Origin of the sequence: Salinicoccus sesuvii (assembly GCF_042648145.1) — a bacterium.
Taxonomy (GTDB): Bacteria; Bacillota; Bacilli; order Staphylococcales; family Salinicoccaceae; genus Salinicoccus; species Salinicoccus sesuvii.
In genome coordinates this window covers 184,165-206,719 of the sequence record NZ_JBHRWV010000001.1, presented here as the reverse complement: position 1 = coordinate 206,719, position 22,555 = coordinate 184,165, and the positions used below count along the sequence as shown (strand labels likewise).

Below are 22,555 nucleotides of genomic sequence, written 5' to 3'. Positions count from 1 at the left end.
ATATATACAGACCGGCAAATCCCCGGTATCTAGTCATCTATGCATACTGAACATTCCGTTGCCGGGCCTGTGATAATTGCTCTGCCTTTGATCGAAGAAAAAAATCTGCCTTTTCTTCCATCACTCCTTACTACTCTTCTGTGGTTTCCAAGGCGAAAACAATTTTCCATAGCTAAGCGAACTCTAAATAATACCCATTAATAATGTAATATATCTTTTAATGATTCATGAATATACAATAAAAAGGATTTGAAGAAAGGAGCAATACTTACATATGTCAAAAGAAAGTGAACCACTCTACATCAGCACTACCTTGACTGTAATTGCGTGTTTTTTGATGGGGTTTATCGACGCATACACATTCTTGCAGCAAGACGAAGTTTTTGTCAGCGCACAGACCGGTAATCTAATCAGTTTGAGCGCAAAACTTTTCTCCGGTGAATGGAGAGAAACGAGCAGTCACATCTGGTCTTTTGTCGGATTTGCGATTGGAGCATTTGTAGGAGAAGCCGTACTTGACCGCTATCAGAAGAAAGGAATGAAGAGGTATAGCTATTATCTTCTGATCCAAACAATACTTCTTTTAGCCCTCGCACTATTCCAGCAAAGAATTATAGGCGGCGTCATGCTGTTTTCTCTTGGCCTCCTTGCAGGATATGAATTGACAATCTTCCGTAAATTCCGTGGTACAGCAGTTAACAACGGTATCATGACCGGTAATACAAAAAACCTAATGGGTCACCTTTATCAGCTTATTCTAAAAAGAGATTCAGCCGCCAAAACACACTTAACAAATCTGAGCGCTATCATTCTGATCTTTGTATTAGGGGCTGGCGTAGGAACGCTAACGATCCAATTCTATACTGTCTATCACTTATGGGGCGCTTTCTTGATTTCCCTGATTGCCTTCACTTGGTCAGCTATCCATCCGACTCTGTCTGCTAAATGACCTTAAGGTTATTTTTACTATGAGAGGAAAGTCTTCGTTAAAGAAGACAAAAAATCCTAGACGAATAAAATCGTAATAAATAATTCACCAAGTCAGCTGATTTCTGCACTATAGTTCAAAAATCAGCGGTTTTACATAATATAATAAGTTCATTTATAGCGTAAAAGTAAAATCATTACTATATTTTCAGATAATTATGATAAAATTACTCTAAAGCTATATTTTAGTTATGGCATTAATGTCTTAACCGATAGAAGGTACCGGGATTCAGGAGAACGCGCTTTAGTATATATTCAATATGACATTTCAGGAAAGAGGAGGAAAAGACGATGACAAGAGGTTCATGGTCAAGACTGATGTTTTTGCCGATGCTGATTCTTATGTTGGCTTTGGCAGCATGTGGCAACGAGGATGCTTCAGAAGAAGAGTCCACTGAAGAGTCCGATACTGCTACAGAATCGACTGATGACTCGGACGCTGCAACTGAAGAAAGTGAAGAAAGTACGGATGAGAACGCTGATGAAAGTACGGATACCGAATCAGCAGAAACTGAACCAAAAGTCACTGAGTTTGAACCCGCATTCCCTGAACAAACAAGAGCACCTGAAGTAGAGACTGAAACGGAATATGAAGTTGAAACTGTGGTTGAAGGTCTTGGGGTGTCTTGGGGCATGGAAGAGTTTGATACAAACCGCCTACTTGTTACGCAAAGAGACTCGGCAGAACTTCTTATTGTAGATCTTGAAGACGGTTCTGTTTCAGAACCAATCGAGGGTACGCCAGAAGTGAATAACGAAGATCAAGGCGGGTTGCTTGATGTTACCATTGCACCTGATTTCGACGAATCAAGATTAGTATTTATGACGTTCGCTCAAGATATGGAAGACGGTACGGTAACCGCTGTCGGTAAAGGGGTTTTATCAGATGACGAAACTTCGCTTGAAGATTTTGAAGTCATCTTCCAAGCAACACCAGCATATGATGGCACCTTGCACTATGGTGGACGTATCATCTTCGATGATGAAGACAATCTATTCCTAACAACAGGGGAGCGTTCAGATGATCCGATTCGCGAACGTGCACAAGACTTAGATGCTTACCTAGGTAAAGTGATTCACATCACGCAAGATGGAGAGCCCGTAGATACAAATCCGTTTATCGAAGACGAAGACGCACTGGACGGTATTTACAGCTATGGTCACCGTAATATTCAAGGGGTAGATTTCCACCCTGAAACAGGAGACTTATGGATTGTCGAATTCGGTCCACAAGCGGGAGACGAACTGAATATCATTGAGCCAGGTAATAACTATGGCTGGCCAATCGTTTCCTACGGCATCGAGTATACAGGTGAGTTAATCAACGAGGGTATTTCAGAGCACGAGGCACAAGGCTTCGTTGAACCAAGATATTATTGGGACCCAACCAGTGCACCAAGTGGTATGTCGTTCTATGATAACGACGCAATTCCTGAATGGGAGAACAATTTGTTCATTGGTGGCTTAGCACCGAACTATATTGTCCGTATCGTCATTGAAGATGACCTCATTGTTGGAGAAGAGCGTCTGTTGACTGAAGAAGGCGAACGCTTCCGTGATATTCTTGTAACCGAAGATGGTGCACTCATTGCAGCCACTGATGGTGGTCTGATCTACAGAGTTACTGCAGCAAGTGAATAAACAGCAGAAAATGATGTTGATATTGATTAAATTCATTCTGAGCAATTCATTATCTTCTAAAAGTATGTAACATTGTCGATGACATTCAATTGAGGTTATCAGCGATATCAAAGGAACAGACATTCATGAAACGTGTGAATGTCTGTTCCTTTTTTTGTTGGCCATTGGGCAGCTATCAAGACGGCATGATGAAAATCACTCTAATCTATAGACACAAACTCCTTTTTCCTTTATTATTACATAATTAATAAAAATACGAATAGGAGTTTAATTATGCAATTCTCTACTCAGACTAAAATAAAGACATGGACAGTTTCAATCATTGCCCTGCTTCTTTTTATCGTGCCAGTTCACTTTAATGGGCAATGGACCATCGTCCTCGGTATATTTGCCGATTACATATTGGGCAACTACGATACTCTGATTCCAGCAATACTCGCTGTCATCATGGCAGTCTTCCTGATTGTCACCATATACGGTACACTCATCAACCGCAATGCCTTCACCAGTTCACAGAAACTGAAAGACATCTTTGTCCTCGACTGGCTCTGGTTCACACTGCGTGTTTTTGGTACAGTGTTTGCCGGCATGGTTGTGCTTGGCCTCGGACCTGAAGCAATCACGAGTGACGCGACTGGCGGCACGATGATGTATAGCCTCGTACCGATTCTTGCGACATGGCTATTACTTGCAGCTTTTCTGATGCCACTCCTTATGAACTTCGGGTTGATGGAATTTATCGGTACGTTTCTTGAGCCGGTTATCCGCCCGCTGTATAAAGTACCCGGTCGCTCCTCCATCGATGCACTGGCTTCATGGATGGGCAGTAGTCCGGTCGGTGTCATGATTACCACTCAGCAGTATGAAAAGGGATTCTACACAAAGCGTGAAGCGATGAATATCGCAACCAATTTCTCGGTACTCTCCATCCCTTTCAGTCTGGTCATCGCTTCGTTCATCGGCATCGAGGAATACTTCTTGCAGTTCTATATGACGATGGCCATCGCTTGCATACTGACGGCGCTCGTCATGGTTCGCATCCCGCCATTGTCTAAAAAGGAAGACACATACTATGAAGTGACGGGCAAGCAGATCGATGACCGAGACATTGAAGACACCATGTTCAAAACGGCAACAACACGTGCCTACAGAAGAGCTGAACAAAGCGATAGTCCGAAAGGAATCGTGAAAGATGGTACATTGAATGTCGTCGATATATATGGTGGTTTGATTCCTGTTGTTATCGCCATCGGTACACTCGCCCTGATTGTCGCTGAGTACACACCCGTATTCACCTACCTGAGCTACCCGACCCAGTTGATTCTCGAGCTCATCAATGTTCCTGAAGCATCTGCGGCAGCACCGGCCTTCATCATCGGTGTGACCGACATGTTCCTCCCGTCGGTCATTGGGTCCGGTCTCGATAGCATGTTCACAAAATTCCTGATCGCCACCATGTCGCTTGTACAGATTATCTACTTCTCTGAAGTCGGTGCTCTGCTCCTTAAATCAAAGATTCCTGTATCCGTATGGGAGTTGCTTGCGATATTCATACTGAGGACGATTATCTCGTTTCCAATCATTTATGTACTGGCACTTTTATTCGTCGGATATTGATCTATGCCCAGGCCGCCCCTAGGTATTTTTCTATTGAAGCTATACATATCATTTTTCTGAACATAAATAGACAGTTTACCATTTGACGGCAAACTGTCTATTTATCAGTTTTTTCTAGACTGTTGATATGCACCTGTGCGCTTTAGAATTTTCTCTATGGTAACACTCATTGCCTCTTTGCTCGGCTGCAGTATCTCTAAAGGTGCATAGAGTTCAGGATTGTCGTTCAAAACATTCCTCAAGGCATCTGACCATGCAATATTCAACTCGGTATTATAATTGATTTTAGCGTGACCATACGATATTGCTTGTTTGAGTTCTGCGTCCCCAATACCAGAAGCACCATGGAGAACGAATGGGACATTTGTATGGCTTCGCAGCTGCTCCATTTCCTTAAATCCGAGATTAGGTTCTCCTTGATATCTCCCATGAACAGAACCCAGAGCTGGTGCCAAGTTATCGAGTCCGGTCTCTTTCACAAGTCTCAAACAATCATTCAAATCTGCGTACATCATATCGCTGTAGACACCGTCTTCAGTACCACCGATACTGCCGACCTCTGCTTCAACCGGTACGCCGTTTTGATGTGCATATTCAACCACTTGACGTGTAGATTTGATATTTTGTTCGATATCTAATGAAGAGCCATCGAACATGACAGAATCGTAACCCGCGTCTATTGCTTGTAGACAACGCTCTACAGACTGCCCGTGGTCAAGGTGAAGAACTGCAGGAACAGTGATGTTCAATTCTTCTTTCATTACCCTGAAAGTCTGGACTAGCAATCTGAAACCTCCAAGTGTGTCGACGATGCGATCTGTCGTACCGACGATAACAGGTGCTTGGCATTCTTCTGCCGTCTTCAGGATTGTTTCCAACCAAATCATACCGTTCATGTTGAACTGGGGAACAGCATAGCTTTTATCAAAAGCGTCATCTAAAATGTTGAACATCGCCATCACCCCATTTGATTGTTTACTTTGACAGGCTGCTTTGTATCGAAAGAACGTTGGGCCGCTTCAGCAATTCTTTGTGCCATGACCCCATCCTCAAAGACGACTTTCGTTTCCTTGTCTTCTAAAATGCTTTCGACGAACTGCTCGGTTTCTGTCACGAACGATTCATTGTATCTTTCTAAGAAGAAGTGAAGTGGATTATCAGTTTCTACAGCATCCCTATGGTAAAACTTGAGATTAGTATGCGTCTCGTTATCTGCAACAAGTGCACCACCATTGCCGAATACCTCAATTCTTTGATCATAGCCATAGACAGCTTCTCGACTATTATCAATCACACCGAGTGCACCATTCTCGAACTTCAATGTGATGATGGCCGTATCCACGTCACCACGTTTGCCGATTTCAGGATCCACTAGGTTTGCTGCCTGTGCAAATACTTCTACCACTTCGGAACCAGCCAGATTGCGTGCCATATCAAAATCATGGATGGTCATGTCGAAGAACATGCCTCCGGATGACTCGACGTAGTCCAAATTAGGTGGCTTTGGATCGCGTGAAGTTATTTTTAGTATATGGAGATCACCAATCTTGCCTTCCGTCATTCGCTTTTTAATTTCAGCAAAGTTACCGTCAAAGCGTCTATTGAAACCGACTTGAAACTTTACGCCAGCTTCTTGGACTTTCTGGTATGCTTCCATTGTTTCTTTGTCGCTGAAGCTGATTGGTTTTTCACAGAAAATATGCTTCCCTTTTGCTGAGATTTCTTTGATTAGTGGAGCGTGTGTATTAGTCGGTGAGCAAATAAACACAGTGTCGATATCTGTATCATTCAAAATATCATTATAATCTTTCGTGATTTCTTCAACACCACTATCTTCAAACCATTTCTGCAGATTGTCTGCATATAAATCTGAGACCATTTTAAGTCGGACATTCTTATTCTTCTTCAGGTTATTGATGTGCAGTTTTCCAATGTTCCCTGCACCAATGACACCTACAGTAACTTTTTTCATGATGAACTTCTCCTTCTATTTATTTTGCCAGTACTAATGGTGAGAATACGATATACATTGCCGCAACGAGTATAAGGATCAATATACCGGTCACGCGTACGTGTTTCCAAGGCGTGATATCCACTTTGTTTTTATATTTTTCGAACTCGAAGTCGTCTTTTTCCGGTCGTAACTTACTAAATGCCACCAAGATGGCTAAGTCGAGTAAGAATAGAACGCTCCATACATAGAGGTAATGGATATCCGGAATCAGTAGCTTAGAACTTGCATAAGTGACAACGTGGAACGCAAATGTAACCTTGGCACCGAGTGACGATGTCTTCCTTGAGTAGAAACCTACCAAAACAATGGCGAGCAATGGCATACTATATAGTCCATTAAACTCCTGAACTACCGCGAAAAGACCTTGTGGGAAGATAGAGATGAACGGAGCGATAATAATTGTCAACAGACCAAAACCGATTGTAGCGAATCTTCCCATACGTGCGATATCTTGAGAAGATGCTTTCTTATTGATGACAGGTTTGTAGAAATCCAAGCTGAAGAGTGTGACTGTTGCATTGAGTGCACCAACAAAAGAACTCATGATCGCTCCAAACACAACTGCAGCAAATATACCTGCTGCCCATCCCGGTAGTATTTCGCTGATCAACGCAGGATATGCAGAGTCCATATGTAGATCTCCACCGAACATATTAAACGCGATGATACCTGGCAGTACGAGGAAGAATGCACCACTAATTTTAAAGAATCCGACATATATCATGCCCTTTTGTGCTTCCTTGAGATTTTTGGCTGCCAGTGACTTTTGTATAATCATTTGGTTCGTACACCAGAAATACAAGTTGTTGAAGAGCATGCCGAAGAATAGCGTTGGCCACGGTACGATGGCTGAATCAACAGCGCCCCATGCATTCAACTTCTCTGGTGTTTGCGTAATGATGGTATCAATCCCTCTTAGGAAATTGCTGTCACCAAGAACAAACAATGCAAGGGCAGCAACAACCAGACCGCCACCGATAAGACCGATACCATATATGGAATCACTGTGGGCAAGGAGTGACAGACCTCCCAATATGAGATAGGATACACCGATTGCTCCAATGATGAATGCGATAATCGCTGCTGCCGTGATACTACTTACTCCTAGAAATTCATCAATATTGAAAAGATTGTTGAAAATAAGAGCACCTGAATAGAGAACGACAGGCATAAAACTAACTACGAATGTAAACATGAATAATATTGAGACAATTCTTTTAGTCGTCGTATCGAAGCGAATTTCAATAAAATCGGATATGGTATTTACTCCGTATTTAAAATATTTGGGGATGAATACCCAAGCACCGATAACGATTGCGATGGCCGCTGTCACTTCCCATGCCATGACTTCCATACCAGCCACATAGCTTTGGCCATTTTGACCCACCAAGTGTTCTGTCGATAAGTTTGTCATGATGATCGACATTCCGACAGTGGTACCGACAAGTGATCGGCCACCTAGGAAATAACCTTCAGAATTCGATATATCCACTTTCCTACTTCTCACATATGCGTAAATATAGATTGATGTTAAAATTACAACGAAAGTTATAATTGCAAACCAGTTCATATATTCATCCCCTTAATTATGACCGAGTCCATCTATGTATTTTTTGGCCTTTGTTGCGTACTCAAAGGCATTGCAGACACTCGGATCCTGCTCTGCTTCTACAACAATCCATCCTTCGTAGCCCGCTTCAACCAAATAGTTCATAATCGGTTGAAAGTCTATCATGCCATCCCCGGGAACTGTGAATATTCCCTGTTTTACTCCGGACAGAAAACTATCCTTATTTTGCGTGACCTGTGCCTTCACATCTGATCTCACATCTTTGAAGTGTACATGCCCAATGCGATCGAAATACTTATCCAGAATATACATCGGGTCTTCTCCAGAGCACACGAGATGTCCCGTATCGAACAGTAGACTTACCTTATCAGGGTCTGTATCTGCCATAAGCTGCTCTATTTCGGTGGTCGTTTGTACTGTTGTGCCCATGTGATGATGGTAAACGATCTTCATATCCTTCTCGTTGGCTAAATCTCCCAATCGTTCCAAACCAGTTATAAAGCGCTTCCAATCAGCGCCGTTAAGTGTCGGGCTATTCTCGAAAAGCGCCGTCTCAATCTGACCTTGAATACTATATCCTTGTTCTGATACGACAATGACTTTGGCCCCCATGGCATGTAGAAAGTCCCGGTGAGCGATGAATGCCTCTTCGACCTCATTAAAATCTTCGGTTGTAATATATGCACTGAACCAAGCGCTTGCAACTTCGAGATTTCTAGCCTCAAGAAACTTTTTAAGGGTCTCTGGATCCTTCGGATACTTATTACCAATTTCCGTACCTTCGTATCCTGCTAGCGCCATTTCACTGATGCACTGTTCGAATGAATTTTCTGCGCCAAGCTCTGGCATGTCATCGTTCGTCCAGGCAATCGGCGCACATCCAAATTTTATTTTTTCCATCTTCGACTCTCCCCATCTAGTATGTGACTTCTACTACGCTGTCTTTCTCTAATGATTCTTGACAAGCTATCGCTACTTGTGTCCCGCGTAATCCGTCTAAAGCAGTGACTTCAGGTTGTATATTTTGTCTGATGCAGTCGAGAAAATCTCTCATTTCGCCTATATAGGCCTCTTTAAAACGTTCCGGAAAATTTTGTGACGTCGGTCGGACGACACCATGCTCATTGAACAAAGTCACTTTGTTTTTCTCGGGCGTTGCCGCGATTCTAAGCATACCTTTCGTACCGATAATTTCTGCTTCGACATGGTATCCATGGCTGGCTGTACGGCCGAGCACTACAAATGCCGTCACTCCATTTTCCAATTGCATGGTGGCGGTACCCAGTTCGAGTTCATTTACTTCATCGAGTTCCGGTGCAGCTTTATTGGAACCGTTCGCCCAAACTTTGGAGACCTCTGATCCAGTAATCCATCGGATAGCATCAATATCGTGAACGCCCATATCTAGGAAAATACCACCACTTGGACTTTTTTTGGCAAATTTCACAAAGCCTTCAAGTCCTGAAATTGGATCGATGCCATATGAACGGATGATTGAAATATCTCCAATCTCTCCAGCATCAACCAATTGTTTGGCATAGAGATAATCCGGATCATATCGACGCATGAACCCAAGATGAAATACCATATCTTTGTGACTGTCTATCTTCTCGATGGTTCTCTCGATATCTGCTGTATCAAGTCCGATCGGTTTCTCGCAGAATACATGAAGGCCTTTCTCGAGTGCCAATTCAATCTGTTTTGTATGCAACCCGGAAGGTGTGGCGATGCAGACAGCATCAAGTTCCGGGTTTTTAATCATTTCTTCATATTCTGTATAGTTGTAACGGACATCGAGTCGCTCTGCAATTTCACGGTTGAAATCAGCATCCAAGTTACAGATAGCGAAAAGTTCAACACCTTTCATAACACTGATGTTTTCTGCATGGATTAGGCCGAGTCGACCCAATCCTGCTACCCCAATTTTGATCGTATCCATGCTGTCACACTCTCTTTTTAGTATTGTCTTGCTTGAGACCGCTTCTTAACGACGCCTTCTGCCTGCTTTAAAACATTCTCATTGGATGAGTTTGTAGAAACGCCAACATTCCAGAAACTCTCATAACCGTCTGTCATGGTCTTCGGCAACACTTTGATGTGAATCAGTGTGGATGTTTCACTCACCTTACTCTTTCCAAGGGCTGCTTCAAGTTCTTCTGGGTTCGTCGCCGTAAAGCTTTCAAGTCCGTAACCCTCCGCAACTTTTGCGTAGTCTACCGTCAGTACATCACCATCGGGCCGCGTGAATTCTGTACAGAAACTATCGCTGCCATTCTCCATCTGTAGATTATTGATACATCCATATCCGGAATTATCGAATAACATGATATTTATCTTCTGATCGTACTGTAGGGCAGTGACCAGTTCGGTATGCAACATTAGGAAACTTCCGTCCCCCACCATGCTGTATACTTCCTTATCCGGGTGCGCGAGCTTCATCCCGAGCGCACCAGCAATCTCATAACCCATGGTTGAGTAGCCATATTCTACGTGGTACGTATTTTCTACAGAGGCATGCCATAGGCGATGCATGTCTCCAGGCAGAGATCCTGCTGAGGTGATAACGTAGCTGGATGGATCGATAAAATCATTCAACTTTATGAGTGCATTTGTCTGCGCAAAGTTCGTACCAAGTGCTTCTTTGTATTTTTCTATTTGCGCTTTACCAAATGCATCTTTAATTTCTGGTTGATACGCTGCATCGTCTAAATCGACTTCTATGTTGGACAGACGGTCCCTTTCGTCCAGCCACTCCGCTTTAAAGCCTGTCAACGCTTCTCTGAACTGACTGTCGTAGCCTTCAATTTTCTTCGTCAGCTTTTCAATGGATAATCTGGCATCACCCACAAGCTGCAAAGCATCCATTTTATAAGACTGCATCCGGCTGACATTGATGTTGATGAATTTTGCTGTGTCATAATTGAACGCTGTTTTCGAAGCTGATGTAAAATCTGTATAGCGTGTTCCGATACCAATGATCAAATCTGCCTCTTTAGCTGCTTTATTGGCTGACAATGTTCCTGTTACTCCCAGTCCGCCCATGTTGTAAGGGTGGTCAGCAGGCACTGTCGACTTCCCAGCCTGAGTTTCAGTCAATGCTACGCCATACGTTTTAGAAAAGGCAGCAATCTCCTTGCCTGCTTTCGAATATTTTGCGCCGCCGCCTACTACAATCAGTGGTTTCTGGGATGACTTGATCAATTCAGCTGCTCGCGAGAGTGCATCTTCCGTAGGTGACACTCTATCCAAATAGTGCACACGCTTCTTGAAGAATGCTGCATCGTAATCAAACGCTTCTCCTTCGACGTCTTGAGCAATAGAAATCGTGACAGGACCTGCACTGACAGGATTCGTCAGAACTTCAAATGCACGCAATAAAGCGGACATGAGCTGTTCTGGGCGCTCAATCCGATCCCAGTACCGGGAGACAGGTTTCAGCGCATCGTTTGTCGTCGTTGAAATACTATGCTCGTGCTCAATCTGCTGGAGTACAGGATCCGGCTGTCTGCTTGCAAATGTGTCACCCGGCAAGAAGAGCACAGGTAAATTATTAGCCAACGCCGTCGCACTCGCCGTCACCAGATTGGCAGAACCGGGACCGACCGAAGAAGTGACCGCATATATCTTTCTTCGAAAGTTCTCTTTTGCATACGCTACAGCGGCATGTGCCATTCCCTGCTCATTTTTCCCTTGGATGACTTTGAGGTCGCCACCTTCTTCTTGCAAAGCCTGTCCAATGCCAAGAACGTTACCATGGCCAAATATATTGAACACACCCTCAACAAACGGTGTCTCTTCTCCATCCACACTAATGTATTGGTTCTTCAGAAACCGTATCAAAGCTTGTGCTGTAGTTAATCTTACTGTGTTCGACATACTATCATCCCTCATGAGTTTTAATCAGTTCTTCAATTTCGGAAACTGTCGGCATTGCTTCTGACGAACTATGTTTAGAGACAACGATTGAAGCTGCTGCACTACCATACTTCAATGCATCTTCTATGGATTTTTCTTTCTTCATTGCATAGATGAAACCAGAAGCGAAAGAATCCCCTGCACCGAATGTTTTTAGAACTTCTGTTTTATACGCTTTACCTTCGATCATTTCCCCTTCTCTGGTGAATGCCTTGGAGCCTTTCACACCATGCTTTATTACGATTAGCTTTGGAGAATGATTGAAAAGATGCTTAACCGATTCATCATCAGATAAGCCTTTATCGCCTTCCAATACGTCAAACTCATCCCTTGTTCCAAGAACGATGTCGGCTTTTTTGGCAATTTCCATCATGTAAATGGATTTTTCCTCTTCTCGTTTCCACGTGTACGGACGGTAATCCAATTCGAAAATAACTTCTACACCATGACGCTTGGCTACATCTACAGCATGAAATACAGCTTCTCGAGATGGCGATTGGCTCAGTGCCGTTCCGGAAACCAGCAAGGAATCAGCAGTAGTGATATAGTCATCGTCAAAGTCATCAACACTTAAATACAGATCAGCTACGTTATCTCTGTACATCAGGATACTGCACTCTTCTGGACTCTTTATCTCAGTGAATGTCAGTCCAGTTTTCCTACCTTCCGTATCCCTTTTGAAATACTTTGTATCTACACCTGCTCTATCCATATAGTCCACAACGAAGTTACCGTGCTGATCGCTAGATACCCTCGATATCATACCGACGTTGAGACCAAGCTTCGCCGTGCCAATCGCCACGTTCGCAGGAGAGCCCCCCACATATTTTGTAAACGTCATCGTCTCTTCCATAGGACGATTGATTTCATTCGCATTGAAGTCTACAGCCGCTCTTCCAAGCGTAATCAAGTCTAGTTTCGTCATTGTCAATCCCTCTCCAAGATCCACTCGTGATCTTTGTCATTATGAAACACCCATTTTCGTGTCGGTCCCGCCATGACATTCAGATAATACAAATCATAGCCATCTGGTACACCTACTGGATGGTAGCCTTTTGGCACAGATACACAGTCTTGGTTCTCCACTGCCATCGTTTCATCAAGTGTTCTATCATCCGTATAAACTCTTTGGAATACAAAGCCCTGGCCCGGATCGATTTCATGATAGTACGTTTCCTCAAGTAGAGATTCATTCGGTAAATCATCTTGGTCGTGCTTATGTGGCGGGTAGCTCGAAAAATTCCCTTGATTCGTATAGACCTCTACCACTAGAAGATTTTCTGCAGTTTCGACGAAATCAGGGAGGATATTGTGTACTTGTCTCTGGTTGGAGTACTTCCCGCGATGTTCTACGCTGTTGTCATCAGCGTAAATGACTTTCGTTTCAAGCACCTTGGTCGAATTCGAGTAGCATAGAGCAATTTTTGCATCTGTATTGGCGGAAACCTGAACTGTTTTCCTAGAAGGCACATAAACGCTATCCGTTGGAATCTTCTCAAACACGGATTCTCTGGTCCCAAGTCCTTTGAAAGCCTCCTGACCCACCGTGACATCCACTTTCCCTGTAAGTACTACAGCACACAGCTCGCTATCTTCCAACGTTTCTTCATACACTGCACCAGGTGCCATTTCAATTACTTTGAATTGCACGTACTGAAGATCAGTATTCGATTTATTCAAGTCCTGAACTAAAGTCACCCCTTCGGATAACTTCAGTTCTTTCCTTTTGTATAGCAGTTGAGACATTCCTAATCCTCCTTAGAAAAATCTGGAGATACGTATCTTGCTGTTACTACTTTTCTTCTTGTATAGAAATTGATGCCATCTTTACCGTTCGCATGCAGGCTACCGAAGAAAGAGTTTTTCCAGCCGGAGAACGGGAAGATGGCCATCGGTGCAGGTACTCCAAGGTTTATTCCAAGCATTCCAGCATCGACATTCTCTCTGAAGTAGCGGATGCTTGTCGCGCTATCTGTAAACAGGCACGCGCCGTTGGCGAATTCTGATTGGTTTGCAATTGCGATACCTTCTTTGAGGTTCTTCACTTTTATAATGGAGAGTACCGGCGCGAAAATTTCATCTTTCCAGATCTTCATATCCGTTGTTACTCCTTCAAAGATGCTTGGTCCGACAAAATAGCCCTCATCGGATGCTCTTTCTCGGCCATCAAGAATCAATTCTGCACCTTCATTGACGCCTTCTTCGATATATTTGATTGTCCGTTCTTTGCTATCTTCTCGAATGACAGGGCCCAGGAATACCCCATCTTCAAGACCATTGCCCATCTTGAGATTTTCCGCTTCTTTCTTCAGCGCACTGACAAATGCATCGTATATTCCTTCCTGCACTGTGATGACAGCTGCAGCCATACAACGTTCACCAGCAGAACCGAAAGCAGCACTGATGACATCTTTTACAGCTTGATCTAAGTTGGCATCATCTAGTACGATTGTATGATTCTTCGCTCCTGTCAGTGCTTGGACACGCTTCAGATTATCTGTTCCTTTTTTATAAACGTATTCTCCGACCGGCTTTGAACCGACGAATGAAATGGCTTTGATATGTTCATTTTCTAAAATGCCGTTAACGACATCATGAGCTCCATTCACAACGTTGAAGACACCTTTAGGCAATCCTGCTTCTTCCAAGTATTCCACAAGTTTTTCAACTAGAAGTGGTGTCTTCTCAGATGGTTTCATAACAAATGTATTTCCCATCGCCAGGGCCATTGGGAACATCCAACATGGCACCATCATTGGGAAGTTAAATGGCGTGATCCCCCCGACCACACCGACCGGATATAGATAGCTGGTCCCTTCGACATCAGTCGCAATCGCAGAAAGTGAATCTCCCATCATCAAGGAAGGAGCGCCTGCTGCAAATTCAACGTTTTCTATTCCTCGCTGTACTTCGCCCAGTGCTTCACCCAGACTTTTTCCATTTTCCTTAGTGATAATTTCTGCCAATTCTTCTTTGTTCTCCATCAGGAGCTGTTGATACTTAAACAAGATACGTGCACGTTTAGGGACTGCAGTATTACTCCAGTCACCGAAAGCATCTTGAGCAACCTGAGCTGCGTGATTTAATTCATCTTTCGTTGATTGCGGTACTTTGGATAAAACTTCTTTGGTTGCTGGATTGATTACTTCCATCAGATCTTTGCTTTCGCTCTCCACCCATTCACCATTGATATAGTTCTTAAGTACTTTAACTTCTGCCATGTTTTTTCCTCCTAAGTAATCGCTTACATATTTAAGTAATTGTTTATCGCTTTATGGTTATAATCTTACAATTCAAAAAATAAATAGTCAAGTCTTTAATATATTTTGATTAACTTTTGATTATTTTATATATTTTTGAGTATGTTTAAGAGAAAATATGTTAATATATAGTCAGATAGTTGGAAAAGGTGATGTGTGATGAAAGTTAAAAGAATTAATCAGATAGAAGATTTTATTAAGGAAAAAAAAGAGGCCTCTCTAGAAGAGTTGAAAGAGCACTTCAATGTGTCTCTCAATACGATCAGAAGAGATGTCAATGAGTTGGTTAAGATGGAGACCGTGAGAAAAGTCTATGGTGGTGTTGTCTACAACAAGGATGGTGAAACTACAGCCTATGAAGATAGAAACATCAGCCACCTGGATGAAAAAAGAAGGATCGGCGTATACTGTTCACGTTATATAGAAGCAAATGATATTGTATTCATTGATTCTGGAACAACCACACACTATGTGCTGGACGACGTAGACAGGAACCTCTCTTTCACTTTGATCACAAATAGTTTAGAAGTCATCAACAAAGCAGTCGCTTTTCCAAATGTCGCACTACTGATTGTGGGAGACACATATAAACGGTCAACCAAATCCTTCACAGGCATCTCAGAAAATCACACAATCCATAAATTCAATATTAATAAGGCATTTATGTCTGCTACTGCTTTCTCCATTACAAACGGTGCATCGAATACCGACATATTGGAGAATAAAACCAAAAGTGTAGTATGCAAGCGAGCTGATGAGGTTTACTTACTCGTCGATGCTTCAAAATTCGGCAAAACTTCCCTCTACACCTACTGCAATCTAGAAAGTATAAAAACAATCGTTACGGACGACAGTATCAAACAGGATTACAGGACACAGTTGGAGAAATCCAAGACAAAAGTCATTACTCTATAGTTAGGAGATATCATATGCCGTTACTTAAATTTCATATGTATGAAGGACGTACTGAGGAAGAAATCAAACAGATATTAGACGTGACACATGAAGCAATGGTTGAGTCATTTGGAGTCCCTTATAGAGATCGCTATCAACTGGTCCACGAACATAAGAGCTATACGATGGTCATGGAGGACACTGGGCTCGGTTATGATAGGACAGAGAATTTCCTATTGATTCACGTCATTTCGAGGAAACGTACAAAAGAACAAATTGAAGCATTCTATGCTAATACCGCAGAAGTTTTAGAAACGCACTGTGGAATAAAGTCGACAGATTTAATGTTCTCCATTTCTCCAAACGACGACGAAGACTGGAGTTTCGGGGAAGGAAAAGCACAATTTTTGACTGGCGACCTATAAATAAAGCTACGCTCACTGAGCGTAGCTTTATTTATTCATATGAAGTTCAGCCAATTCCTTGACTATATCGTGTATAAGCTGTGCGTTAGTAACATGATCCATAGCATGTACCAAAAATACATCCATTTCAGTTGGAGATCCAGCTGCATCAATATTCAAAATAGAAGTCTGCTTTTTATGTGCGTCTATCAGGTATTTTCTCGACAGGCTCATTTTTTCATTGTAAGCTTCTCGGTCTCCTGATTTTGCGTTCTGTAATGCCTCATAGGCCAAAGTTCTGGATTGCGATGCATCCATAATCAAAGGCATAAAAACTTTTATATTATCATTCACTAAGAGCTGGCATCTTTCAGTTGCTCAAAGATACTGTAGGCATTCATATTATTGTAATCATTTACAGAAATCTTCAATACTTCTGCGTCAGTGGATGCTTGGTACTCTTCTGTTTTGTGATGAATTTGTGGTCCTAGAAGAACAACGTCAACGCTATTTTCCTTTACATACTCCAATCCTTCTTCTGTGCCTTTGGAGTTGATTTGCATGCTTGTCTCTTCTTTATCAGCAAGTTCTTTCAATTTGGTAACTAGAAGACTTGTTGTAATCCCTGTTTCGCATATAACCATGATATTTTTCATATTTGACCCTCCAATATTTTTACATTTTTATGAATCTCTAATTTATCATTTGATAATCCCTTATATAAAGTATGATTACACAAACGCTTTTTCTAACTTCAGTAGCATAGTTATTATATAATATATAGGATTTATTGTTAAGTAATGCCAACTATACATTCCTACAAATCCTTTAACTTTAATATATTTAATATTATAGTTTTTCACTGGAAGGTATAATAGTCTTGAGGTGATGTATATGAGTTTTTATCAGGAAAATGTAGATGAAATTACAACATTGCAGCTGGTTTCTCAGATAATCGGTAAAATCAAACTTGAGTATGCGCATCAGCAGCCTCAGTGGGCGCACGTTGTTCTGGATATTACACCGCGCGGATTTACAACTGGATTACTGAAGCAAGATGAGGAAATTTTCGATATTGAAGTGGACCTGGTCCACAACCGAATCATCGTCGAGACGGCCACGGGCGACAGAACCATCGATCTTGCCGACGGCAAAACCATACGCTCATACTATGAGGAAATCATGACAGCATGCTCCGCGCTTGGACTAGAAATCTCCATCTATACGACACCACAGGAGATGAAGACGACGACACCTTTTGAAAATGACGAAGCACACCATCACTACAATCCGAAGATTTCCCGGAAAATACTGAAGTGGTTTCAGTATGCCAGCGATGCGGAATCAATGTTCCTTGCACCACTCAGAATACGAAAAGTATTGCCGGGGCTGTTCTGGGGAACTTTCGATGTCTCCTGCATCGCAATCTATGATCAGTCCGAACCTTTCGCAGACGATTCAAAAATCATTGAACGTGCTGCGTTCGATGAACACATGATTGAGTTCGGCTTCTGGCTTGGCGATGACAAGTACAAGGATCCGACATTCTTTGTCCTGCCCTATCCTTTTGTTTCCGACACCGTACTTGAAGTTGATAACAGTTTCCCTGCGGGTAGCTACTTCGAAGCGGATATGGCAGAGTACCTGTATGAAATGAAATATGACCGCCACGAAGATGATAAGGAAAAGATTGTCCAGTTCTTCAAAGCCTCCTTCATCAAATCACAAGCGTACCTCGAGTGGGAAAACCCGGATCACTGCTTCAGCTCCTTGAGGATGAATAAGAATAAAAGATAGAAGTCACCCCTTGTGAGATTGCTTCTCTCGCTGAATACTTAATCTCCATATACGAAAAAGCAGCCGAGGATATATCCTCAGCTGCTTACTTTATTATTGGTTACTCAATTTCTTTGCAGAAGCGAACAACGTCTCCACTGCTGGCATCATGCTAGATTCATTGATGTCGAATTTCTCATTGTGGTGCCCAGCCGCGAGATCCGTACCGAATACACAGTACGTCGCTTGACCCCCTTGCTTTTGGACCGCATTGATTAGGAAGGTGGCATCTTCCGACCCTGCAGCGGCATCGCTTCTCAGCTCACTTGTCAGCCCTGTCTCTTCAGCAATGCCTTTTAAGACTTCAGCGACTTCCATGGAACAGCTGACACTTTCCGCTTCACCAACGAGTTCAATGTGGTATGTGGCACCGTACATCTTCGCTGCACCCTCGATCACTGCTTCAGCTTGCGCTCTCACGTAATCGTTGATATCAGATGTCTCACCACGAGTTTCAATCTTCATTGTGGCGTGATCCGCGATGACGTTCCTGCCGCTGCCGGCATGCAGTTCACCAACGTTGATGCGCGTCGCACCACCTGAGTGGCGTGGGATGGCATTGAGATTGATGGCAGCGTTGGCTGCTGCCAACATGGCATTCTTCCCCTCTTCTGGTCTGCCGCCTGCATGAGACGAGAGACCTTTGAAAGTGACATCCATCTTGGATGTGGCAAGGAAGCCATTATTCGCTGCAACGAAGTGATCCTGGGCAACTCCTGTACCGATATGTGAGGCGATCAGGTAGTCAATGCCTTCGACCGCACCACCTTCTACCATGGAACGTGCGCCACGTGTCCCTTCTTCAGCCGGCTGGAAGAGAATTTTGATCTTGCCCTGAAGCTGATCTTTATTCTGCATCAGTTTCGTTGCCAGACCGAGACCAATCGTCGTGTGCACGTCATGGCCACATGCATGCATGTTCTCATTCGTCGACCTGAATCCTTTTTCAACAGGTACATGATCGTCACCAGTCGCTTCAAAGATTGGCAGTGCATCCATGTCGACACGGTAGGCCACTGTCGGACCCGGTTTACCGGTATCTAGTGTGGCAACGATGCCGGTGTAGCCTCCAGAGACGAAGCCGAGATACTTTTCGATGGCACCGTTCTCCTTCGCCCACTCCAAATGCTTTTTCGTTTCTGCTTCATCTGGTTTGCCCATGCAGTAGTCGGGATTCATGACTGCTTTACCGATCTCGATGTCGAAACCGAGATTCTCAAGTATATCCGCAACAATCGTTGATGTCCGCATCTCCAGGAAACCGAGTTCCGGGTACTGGTGGAAATCCCTGCGCCATTCTATCAGTTGTTCTTCAAGCTGAGTCATTATTTTTCTCTCCTTAAAGGTGATTTTTATACTCTATCTTCTAAGAACGTGTACACACCTGGACCATATGGTAGCCCTGTATAGTAGAACACCAGGATCAACAAGATCCATGCCACTAGGAATGCGATTGAATACGGCAGCATCAGTGAAATATACGTACCGATACTTGCGTTCTTGTCATAGCGTTTCATGAATGCCAAGATGATGACCATATATGGGAACAGTGGTGTTACGATATTGAATGATGAATCTGCGACACGGTAGGCGACCTGTGTGAAGGCCGGATCATAACCGAGCTGCATGAACATCGGGACGAATATCGGTGCTTCGATCGCCCATTTGGCGGAACCTGAAGTGATCAGGAAGTTCATTGCACCGGTGAAGAGAATATAACCGATGATGAGCGGCATGCCTGTGAAGTTGACACTCTGCAGGAATTCAGCACCATTGACGGCAATCCATGTACCTAAGTTGGACCAGTTGAAATATGCGATGAACTGCGCGATGGCGAATACCAGTACAATGTAGCCGGCCATATCTTTGATTGCTTCAGTCATATGGTCTGTAACATCTTTACCGGAACGGATCTTGCCGGTAACGATACCGAACGCCAGACCGATGATGATAAAGAAGATCAGGATGATCGGTACAATGCCATCGATGAATGGAGACGGGATGATTCTTCCCTCTTCATTCCTGAGTGGACTGTTTGGCAGCATGATTACAGTAATGATGATAGCCCAGTAGAGCAGTCCTGCGATAACAGCCGTAAAGAATCCTTTTTTCGCGTTTGGCAGCTCTTCTGTTTCCTCTTCTTCGACAGCATCTCCTTTGTACTTACCAAGTCTCGGCTCGACGAATTTTGAAGTCAGAAGACCACCGACAATAGTCAAGAGGAATACAGAAATGATGTTGAAATACCAGTTATCAACGGGTGTAACGACTATGCTGTCGTTAACGACCGCAACGGCTTCTGTCGTAATACCAGAGAGCAAAGCATCCGTACCAGCGATGAACAGGTTGGCGGTAAATCCGGCACCAGCCCCTGCGAAACCAGCTGCGAGTCCGGCGAGTGGATGTCTACCGACCTTGTAGAATACAAGTGCACCGAGCGGCGGGATGATGACAGTCGCTGCATCGGACGCTAGGTTACCCATAATACCCACGAATACAACCGTGTACGTCAAAAGGAATGGCGGTGACTTAAGTATTGTCTTACGGATTGCATAATCCAGCAATCCGACCTTCTCTGCCAAACCGATACCAAGCATCATGGCCAGAACAAGCCCGAGTGGCGCAAAGCCAGTAAAGTTTTCAAGCATGGATGTCAGAATGAACTGCAGCCCTTCACCAGACATAAGGTTTCTAATACCAAGTTCTTCCCCTGTACCTGGGTGTATAACGGACGCACCGGCAACACTGAATATGAATGATAGAAGAATCATCAGGAAACATAATGCAACAAACAGTACAAATGGATCCGGTAGCTTGTTACCGAGCCGTTCAACACCATCTAGGAATTTGGCAAATATGCCTTTCTTTTTTGTCATAGGACACCTCACTATTATCGTTTTTTAATTTTATTATCTGTCGCTTAGTTTCGAAGGCGTTACATCATCCGGAATCGGATTCATGTAATCATGCTTCTCCCTGAAGCTTTCGAATTCTTCCCTGACTTCGACCAGATCTTCTTTTGATTCGAACAAACGCACACCAGCAATCGCCATACCTTCAGCTGCCCTAAGCATGCCGCGGTTCGCGAAATCACTTAACCCTTGTGATGTCATCTGCCAGGAGTGCAATATCGTGCCGAGTGCGGACGTCGCTGCCGAGAGCTGTGCCGTTGGCACAATCCAGCTGACGTCCCCGACATCTGTCGATCCAGGCAGTATGCCCTCTCTGCCTATATACGGTGAGATAGTGTCTGCCAGATATTTTCCGGCATACTCCGAGCCGTCACCGGTGTAACCGAAGCCACTGATCGGCTCAAGGTAATTCTGTTGCACAGATTCAGGCAACGTCTCCCACAGTTTTTTAGCGAATGCTTTTTCATCTTCTTTCGGCTCTCCGGCGCCTGCTGCTTCGAGTCCTTCGTAGAGGAGTTTTTCGAGATGGCGGTTCGGTATGTAGTTTGAACACCCTTTATCGAAATCAATCGTCATCTCGGTCTCGGTCATCATCGCTGCCCCTTCGGCAATCTTGACAACACGCTGATAGATCTCCTCGACCTGATCCACACGGGGTGCACGGATGAGATAGAGCACTTCAGCCTGTGCCTGGACGACATTTGGAGAGATGCCACCAGTGTTGGTCACTGCATAATGCATGCGTGCTTCCGGGATGACATGCTCACGCAAGTAGTTGACGCCGACGTTCATAAGCTCAACTGCATCGAGTGCACTTCGGCCGAGATGCGGTGTATGTGCTGCATGGGAAGAGCGTCCATGGAATTTGAAATAGACTTGGTAATTCGCCAATGTCGAGAAGTCCATAATGGCATTCGTCGACGACGGATGCCATGTGAGTGCTGCATCCACATCATCGAATACACCTTTTCGTACCATGAAGGTCTTACCGGATCCCCCCTCTTCTCCCGGACAGCCGAAGAATGTCACCTTGCCGGGCAAGTTATGGTGCTCAAGATATGCTTTTGTGGCACAAGCCGCAGCGAAAGCCCCCGTCCCAAGCAGATTATGACCGCAACCATGACCAATATCTGTCTCAAGTGGCTGATAGGTTGTCTCACCCGGTTGCTGGCTCAATCCCGATAAAGCATCAAACTCGCCAAGAAAACCAATCTCAGGTCCTTCCGATCCGTAAGTTGCTGTAAATGCCGTGTCTATATCTGCAACGTTTCGCTCGACAACAAATCCCTGTTTTTCACATTCGTCTGCAAGAAACTTTGCCGATTCATATTCTTCAAAGCGTGTTTCAGGGTGGTGGAATATGTATGCACTTACCGATTCGAAATAAGACTTATTTTCCTTCAAGTAATCATTTACAAATGTGTTCATCAATCCCTATCCCCTTTCATATGTATTAAAATAATGTCCCCAACCTCATTAGATGTCTATTAATGTTCGTGTTTTAC

Annotated in this window: 20 protein-coding genes; 6 read left to right on the top strand and 14 right to left on the bottom strand. The window is 43.7% G+C overall.

Annotated features, from left to right (window positions below; all coding sequences use genetic code 11):
* The first annotated feature begins 274 nt into the window (after nt 1-274).
* The 3 genes from ACFOJ8_RS01100 (at nt 275) to ACFOJ8_RS01090 (ending at nt 4,245) form a co-directional block, all read left to right on the top strand.
* The gene (locus ACFOJ8_RS01100) at nt 275-949 is read left to right on the top strand and encodes a YoaK family protein (protein WP_380651498.1); all 675 of its coding nucleotides are present in this window, start codon (nt 275-277) and stop codon (nt 947-949) included.
* A gap of 329 nt (nt 950-1,278) precedes the next feature.
* Nucleotides 1,279-2,628 (top strand): PQQ-dependent sugar dehydrogenase, encoded by a 1,350-nt coding sequence (locus ACFOJ8_RS01095; protein WP_380651495.1) that lies wholly within the window; start codon nt 1,279-1,281, stop codon nt 2,626-2,628.
* 273 nt (nt 2,629-2,901) lie between these two features.
* Nucleotides 2,902-4,245 carry a YjiH family protein gene (locus ACFOJ8_RS01090; protein ID WP_380651492.1) on the top strand — a complete coding sequence of 448 codons (1,344 nt, stop codon included), beginning with the start codon at nt 2,902-2,904 and terminating at the stop codon, nt 4,243-4,245.
* A 104-nt stretch (nt 4,246-4,349) separates the two neighbouring features.
* Here the strand turns inward: ACFOJ8_RS01090 and ACFOJ8_RS01085 are convergent, their stop codons facing one another.
* The 9 genes from ACFOJ8_RS01085 to ACFOJ8_RS01045 are packed head-to-tail and all read right to left on the bottom strand — an operon-like array spanning nt 4,350 to nt 14,965.
* Nucleotides 4,350-5,204 carry a class II fructose-bisphosphate aldolase gene (locus ACFOJ8_RS01085; RefSeq protein ID WP_380651489.1) on the bottom strand — a complete coding sequence of 285 codons (855 nt, stop codon included), beginning with the start codon at nt 5,202-5,204 and terminating at the stop codon, nt 4,350-4,352.
* Nucleotides 5,204-6,217, bottom strand: coding sequence for an inositol 2-dehydrogenase (iolG, locus tag ACFOJ8_RS01080; protein ID WP_380651486.1), 1,014 nt, complete (start codon nt 6,215-6,217; stop codon nt 5,204-5,206). The genes ACFOJ8_RS01085 and iolG overlap by 1 nt, the downstream gene beginning before the upstream one ends.
* A 19-nt stretch (nt 6,218-6,236) precedes the next feature.
* Nucleotides 6,237-7,829 (bottom strand): solute:sodium symporter family transporter, encoded by a 1,593-nt coding sequence (locus ACFOJ8_RS01075; protein ID WP_380651483.1) that lies wholly within the window; start codon nt 7,827-7,829, stop codon nt 6,237-6,239.
* A gap of 12 nt (nt 7,830-7,841) precedes the next feature.
* The gene (gene iolE / locus ACFOJ8_RS01070; protein ID WP_380651480.1) at nt 7,842-8,729 is read right to left on the bottom strand and encodes a myo-inosose-2 dehydratase; all 888 of its coding nucleotides are present in this window, start codon (nt 8,727-8,729) and stop codon (nt 7,842-7,844) included.
* A gap of 16 nt (nt 8,730-8,745) precedes the next feature.
* Nucleotides 8,746-9,768, bottom strand: coding sequence for a Gfo/Idh/MocA family protein (locus ACFOJ8_RS01065; protein WP_380651478.1), 1,023 nt, complete (start codon nt 9,766-9,768; stop codon nt 8,746-8,748).
* Between the two features lie 17 nt (nt 9,769-9,785).
* Nucleotides 9,786-11,705 (bottom strand): 3D-(3,5/4)-trihydroxycyclohexane-1,2-dione acylhydrolase (decyclizing), encoded by a 1,920-nt coding sequence (iolD, locus tag ACFOJ8_RS01060; RefSeq protein WP_380651476.1) that lies wholly within the window; start codon nt 11,703-11,705, stop codon nt 9,786-9,788.
* Nucleotides 11,706-11,709: 4 nt separating this feature from the next.
* Complete coding sequence (iolC, locus tag ACFOJ8_RS01055) at nt 11,710-12,669, bottom strand: 5-dehydro-2-deoxygluconokinase (protein ID WP_380651474.1); 960 nt, start codon at nt 12,667-12,669, stop codon at nt 11,710-11,712.
* 2 nt (nt 12,670-12,671) lie between these two features.
* The gene (gene iolB / locus ACFOJ8_RS01050; protein ID WP_380651471.1) at nt 12,672-13,490 is read right to left on the bottom strand and encodes a 5-deoxy-glucuronate isomerase; all 819 of its coding nucleotides are present in this window, start codon (nt 13,488-13,490) and stop codon (nt 12,672-12,674) included.
* Nucleotides 13,491-13,492: 2 nt separating this feature from the next.
* Nucleotides 13,493-14,965 (bottom strand): CoA-acylating methylmalonate-semialdehyde dehydrogenase, encoded by a 1,473-nt coding sequence (locus ACFOJ8_RS01045; RefSeq protein ID WP_380651468.1) that lies wholly within the window; start codon nt 14,963-14,965, stop codon nt 13,493-13,495.
* 198 nt (nt 14,966-15,163) lie between these two features.
* Here ACFOJ8_RS01045 and ACFOJ8_RS01040 point away from each other — a divergent pair, with 198 nt between their 5' ends.
* Complete coding sequence (locus ACFOJ8_RS01040) at nt 15,164-15,919, top strand: DeoR/GlpR family DNA-binding transcription regulator (RefSeq protein WP_380651467.1); 756 nt, start codon at nt 15,164-15,166, stop codon at nt 15,917-15,919.
* Nucleotides 15,920-15,933: 14 nt separating this feature from the next.
* Entirely contained in the window at nt 15,934-16,323 is a 390-nt protein-coding gene (locus tag ACFOJ8_RS01035; RefSeq protein ID WP_380651464.1) for a tautomerase family protein, read from the top strand.
* A gap of 27 nt (nt 16,324-16,350) precedes the next feature.
* On the opposite strand, the gene ACFOJ8_RS01030 is transcribed toward ACFOJ8_RS01035, so the two are convergent.
* Both ACFOJ8_RS01030 and ACFOJ8_RS01025 read right to left on the bottom strand, forming a co-directional pair.
* Nucleotides 16,351-16,632, bottom strand: a complete 282-nt coding sequence (locus tag ACFOJ8_RS01030) for a PTS lactose/cellobiose transporter subunit IIA (RefSeq protein WP_380651461.1) — start codon at nt 16,630-16,632, stop codon at nt 16,351-16,353.
* A 23-nt stretch (nt 16,633-16,655) separates the two neighbouring features.
* On the bottom strand, nt 16,656-16,958 hold the full coding sequence (locus tag ACFOJ8_RS01025) for a PTS sugar transporter subunit IIB (protein WP_380651459.1): 303 nt from the start codon (nt 16,956-16,958) through the stop codon (nt 16,656-16,658).
* A gap of 238 nt (nt 16,959-17,196) precedes the next feature.
* Between ACFOJ8_RS01025 and ACFOJ8_RS01020 the strand changes: the two genes are divergently transcribed.
* Nucleotides 17,197-18,099, top strand: coding sequence for a DUF5996 family protein (locus ACFOJ8_RS01020; RefSeq protein ID WP_380651457.1), 903 nt, complete (start codon nt 17,197-17,199; stop codon nt 18,097-18,099).
* 93 nt (nt 18,100-18,192) lie between these two features.
* Here the strand turns inward: ACFOJ8_RS01020 and ACFOJ8_RS01015 are convergent, their stop codons facing one another.
* From ACFOJ8_RS01015 to ACFOJ8_RS01005, 3 genes are read right to left on the bottom strand one after another with little or no spacing between them, the layout of a single operon-like run.
* Nucleotides 18,193-19,464 (bottom strand): amidohydrolase, encoded by a 1,272-nt coding sequence (locus ACFOJ8_RS01015; protein WP_380651455.1) that lies wholly within the window; start codon nt 19,462-19,464, stop codon nt 18,193-18,195.
* 26 nt (nt 19,465-19,490) lie between these two features.
* A complete protein-coding gene (locus ACFOJ8_RS01010) occupies nt 19,491-21,014 on the bottom strand; it encodes an AbgT family transporter (protein ID WP_380651453.1) in 1,524 nt (507 codons plus the stop codon).
* 33 nt (nt 21,015-21,047) lie between these two features.
* Nucleotides 21,048-22,478 (bottom strand): M20 family metallopeptidase, encoded by a 1,431-nt coding sequence (locus ACFOJ8_RS01005; RefSeq protein ID WP_380651450.1) that lies wholly within the window; start codon nt 22,476-22,478, stop codon nt 21,048-21,050.
* Nucleotides 22,479-22,555: the final 77 nt, after the last annotated feature.

What these genes read in the sequence shown, in the direction of transcription:
- ACFOJ8_RS01100 (WP_380651498.1), top strand. Translation starts at nt 275, where the DNA reads ATGTCAAAAGAAAGTGAACCACTCTACATCAGCACTACCTTGACTGTA.
- iolB (WP_380651471.1), bottom strand. Translation starts at nt 13,490, where the DNA reads ATGTCTCAACTGCTATACAAAAGGAAAGAACTGAAGTTATCCGAAGGG.
- iolE (WP_380651480.1), bottom strand. Translation starts at nt 8,729, where the DNA reads ATGGAAAAAATAAAATTTGGATGTGCGCCGATTGCCTGGACGAACGAT.
- iolC (WP_380651474.1), bottom strand. Translation starts at nt 12,669, where the DNA reads ATGACGAAACTAGACTTGATTACGCTTGGAAGAGCGGCTGTAGACTTC.
- ACFOJ8_RS01090 (WP_380651492.1), top strand. Translation starts at nt 2,902, where the DNA reads ATGCAATTCTCTACTCAGACTAAAATAAAGACATGGACAGTTTCAATC.
- iolD (WP_380651476.1), bottom strand. Translation starts at nt 11,705, where the DNA reads ATGTCGAACACAGTAAGATTAACTACAGCACAAGCTTTGATACGGTTT.
- ACFOJ8_RS01065 (WP_380651478.1), bottom strand. Translation starts at nt 9,768, where the DNA reads ATGGATACGATCAAAATTGGGGTAGCAGGATTGGGTCGACTCGGCCTA.
- ACFOJ8_RS01015 (WP_380651455.1), bottom strand. Translation starts at nt 19,464, where the DNA reads ATGACTCAGCTTGAAGAACAACTGATAGAATGGCGCAGGGATTTCCAC.
- ACFOJ8_RS01085 (WP_380651489.1), bottom strand. Translation starts at nt 5,204, where the DNA reads ATGGCGATGTTCAACATTTTAGATGACGCTTTTGATAAAAGCTATGCT.
- iolG (WP_380651486.1), bottom strand. Translation starts at nt 6,217, where the DNA reads ATGAAAAAAGTTACTGTAGGTGTCATTGGTGCAGGGAACATTGGAAAA.
- ACFOJ8_RS01030 (WP_380651461.1), bottom strand. Translation starts at nt 16,632, where the DNA reads ATGCCTTTGATTATGGATGCATCGCAATCCAGAACTTTGGCCTATGAG.
- ACFOJ8_RS01020 (WP_380651457.1), top strand. Translation starts at nt 17,197, where the DNA reads ATGAGTTTTTATCAGGAAAATGTAGATGAAATTACAACATTGCAGCTG.
- ACFOJ8_RS01095 (WP_380651495.1), top strand. Translation starts at nt 1,279, where the DNA reads ATGACAAGAGGTTCATGGTCAAGACTGATGTTTTTGCCGATGCTGATT.
- ACFOJ8_RS01045 (WP_380651468.1), bottom strand. Translation starts at nt 14,965, where the DNA reads ATGGCAGAAGTTAAAGTACTTAAGAACTATATCAATGGTGAATGGGTG.
- ACFOJ8_RS01005 (WP_380651450.1), bottom strand. Translation starts at nt 22,478, where the DNA reads ATGAACACATTTGTAAATGATTACTTGAAGGAAAATAAGTCTTATTTC.
- ACFOJ8_RS01075 (WP_380651483.1), bottom strand. Translation starts at nt 7,829, where the DNA reads ATGAACTGGTTTGCAATTATAACTTTCGTTGTAATTTTAACATCAATC.
- ACFOJ8_RS01025 (WP_380651459.1), bottom strand. Translation starts at nt 16,958, where the DNA reads ATGAAAAATATCATGGTTATATGCGAAACAGGGATTACAACAAGTCTT.
- ACFOJ8_RS01040 (WP_380651467.1), top strand. Translation starts at nt 15,164, where the DNA reads ATGAAAGTTAAAAGAATTAATCAGATAGAAGATTTTATTAAGGAAAAA.
- ACFOJ8_RS01035 (WP_380651464.1), top strand. Translation starts at nt 15,934, where the DNA reads ATGCCGTTACTTAAATTTCATATGTATGAAGGACGTACTGAGGAAGAA.
- ACFOJ8_RS01010 (WP_380651453.1), bottom strand. Translation starts at nt 21,014, where the DNA reads ATGACAAAAAAGAAAGGCATATTTGCCAAATTCCTAGATGGTGTTGAA.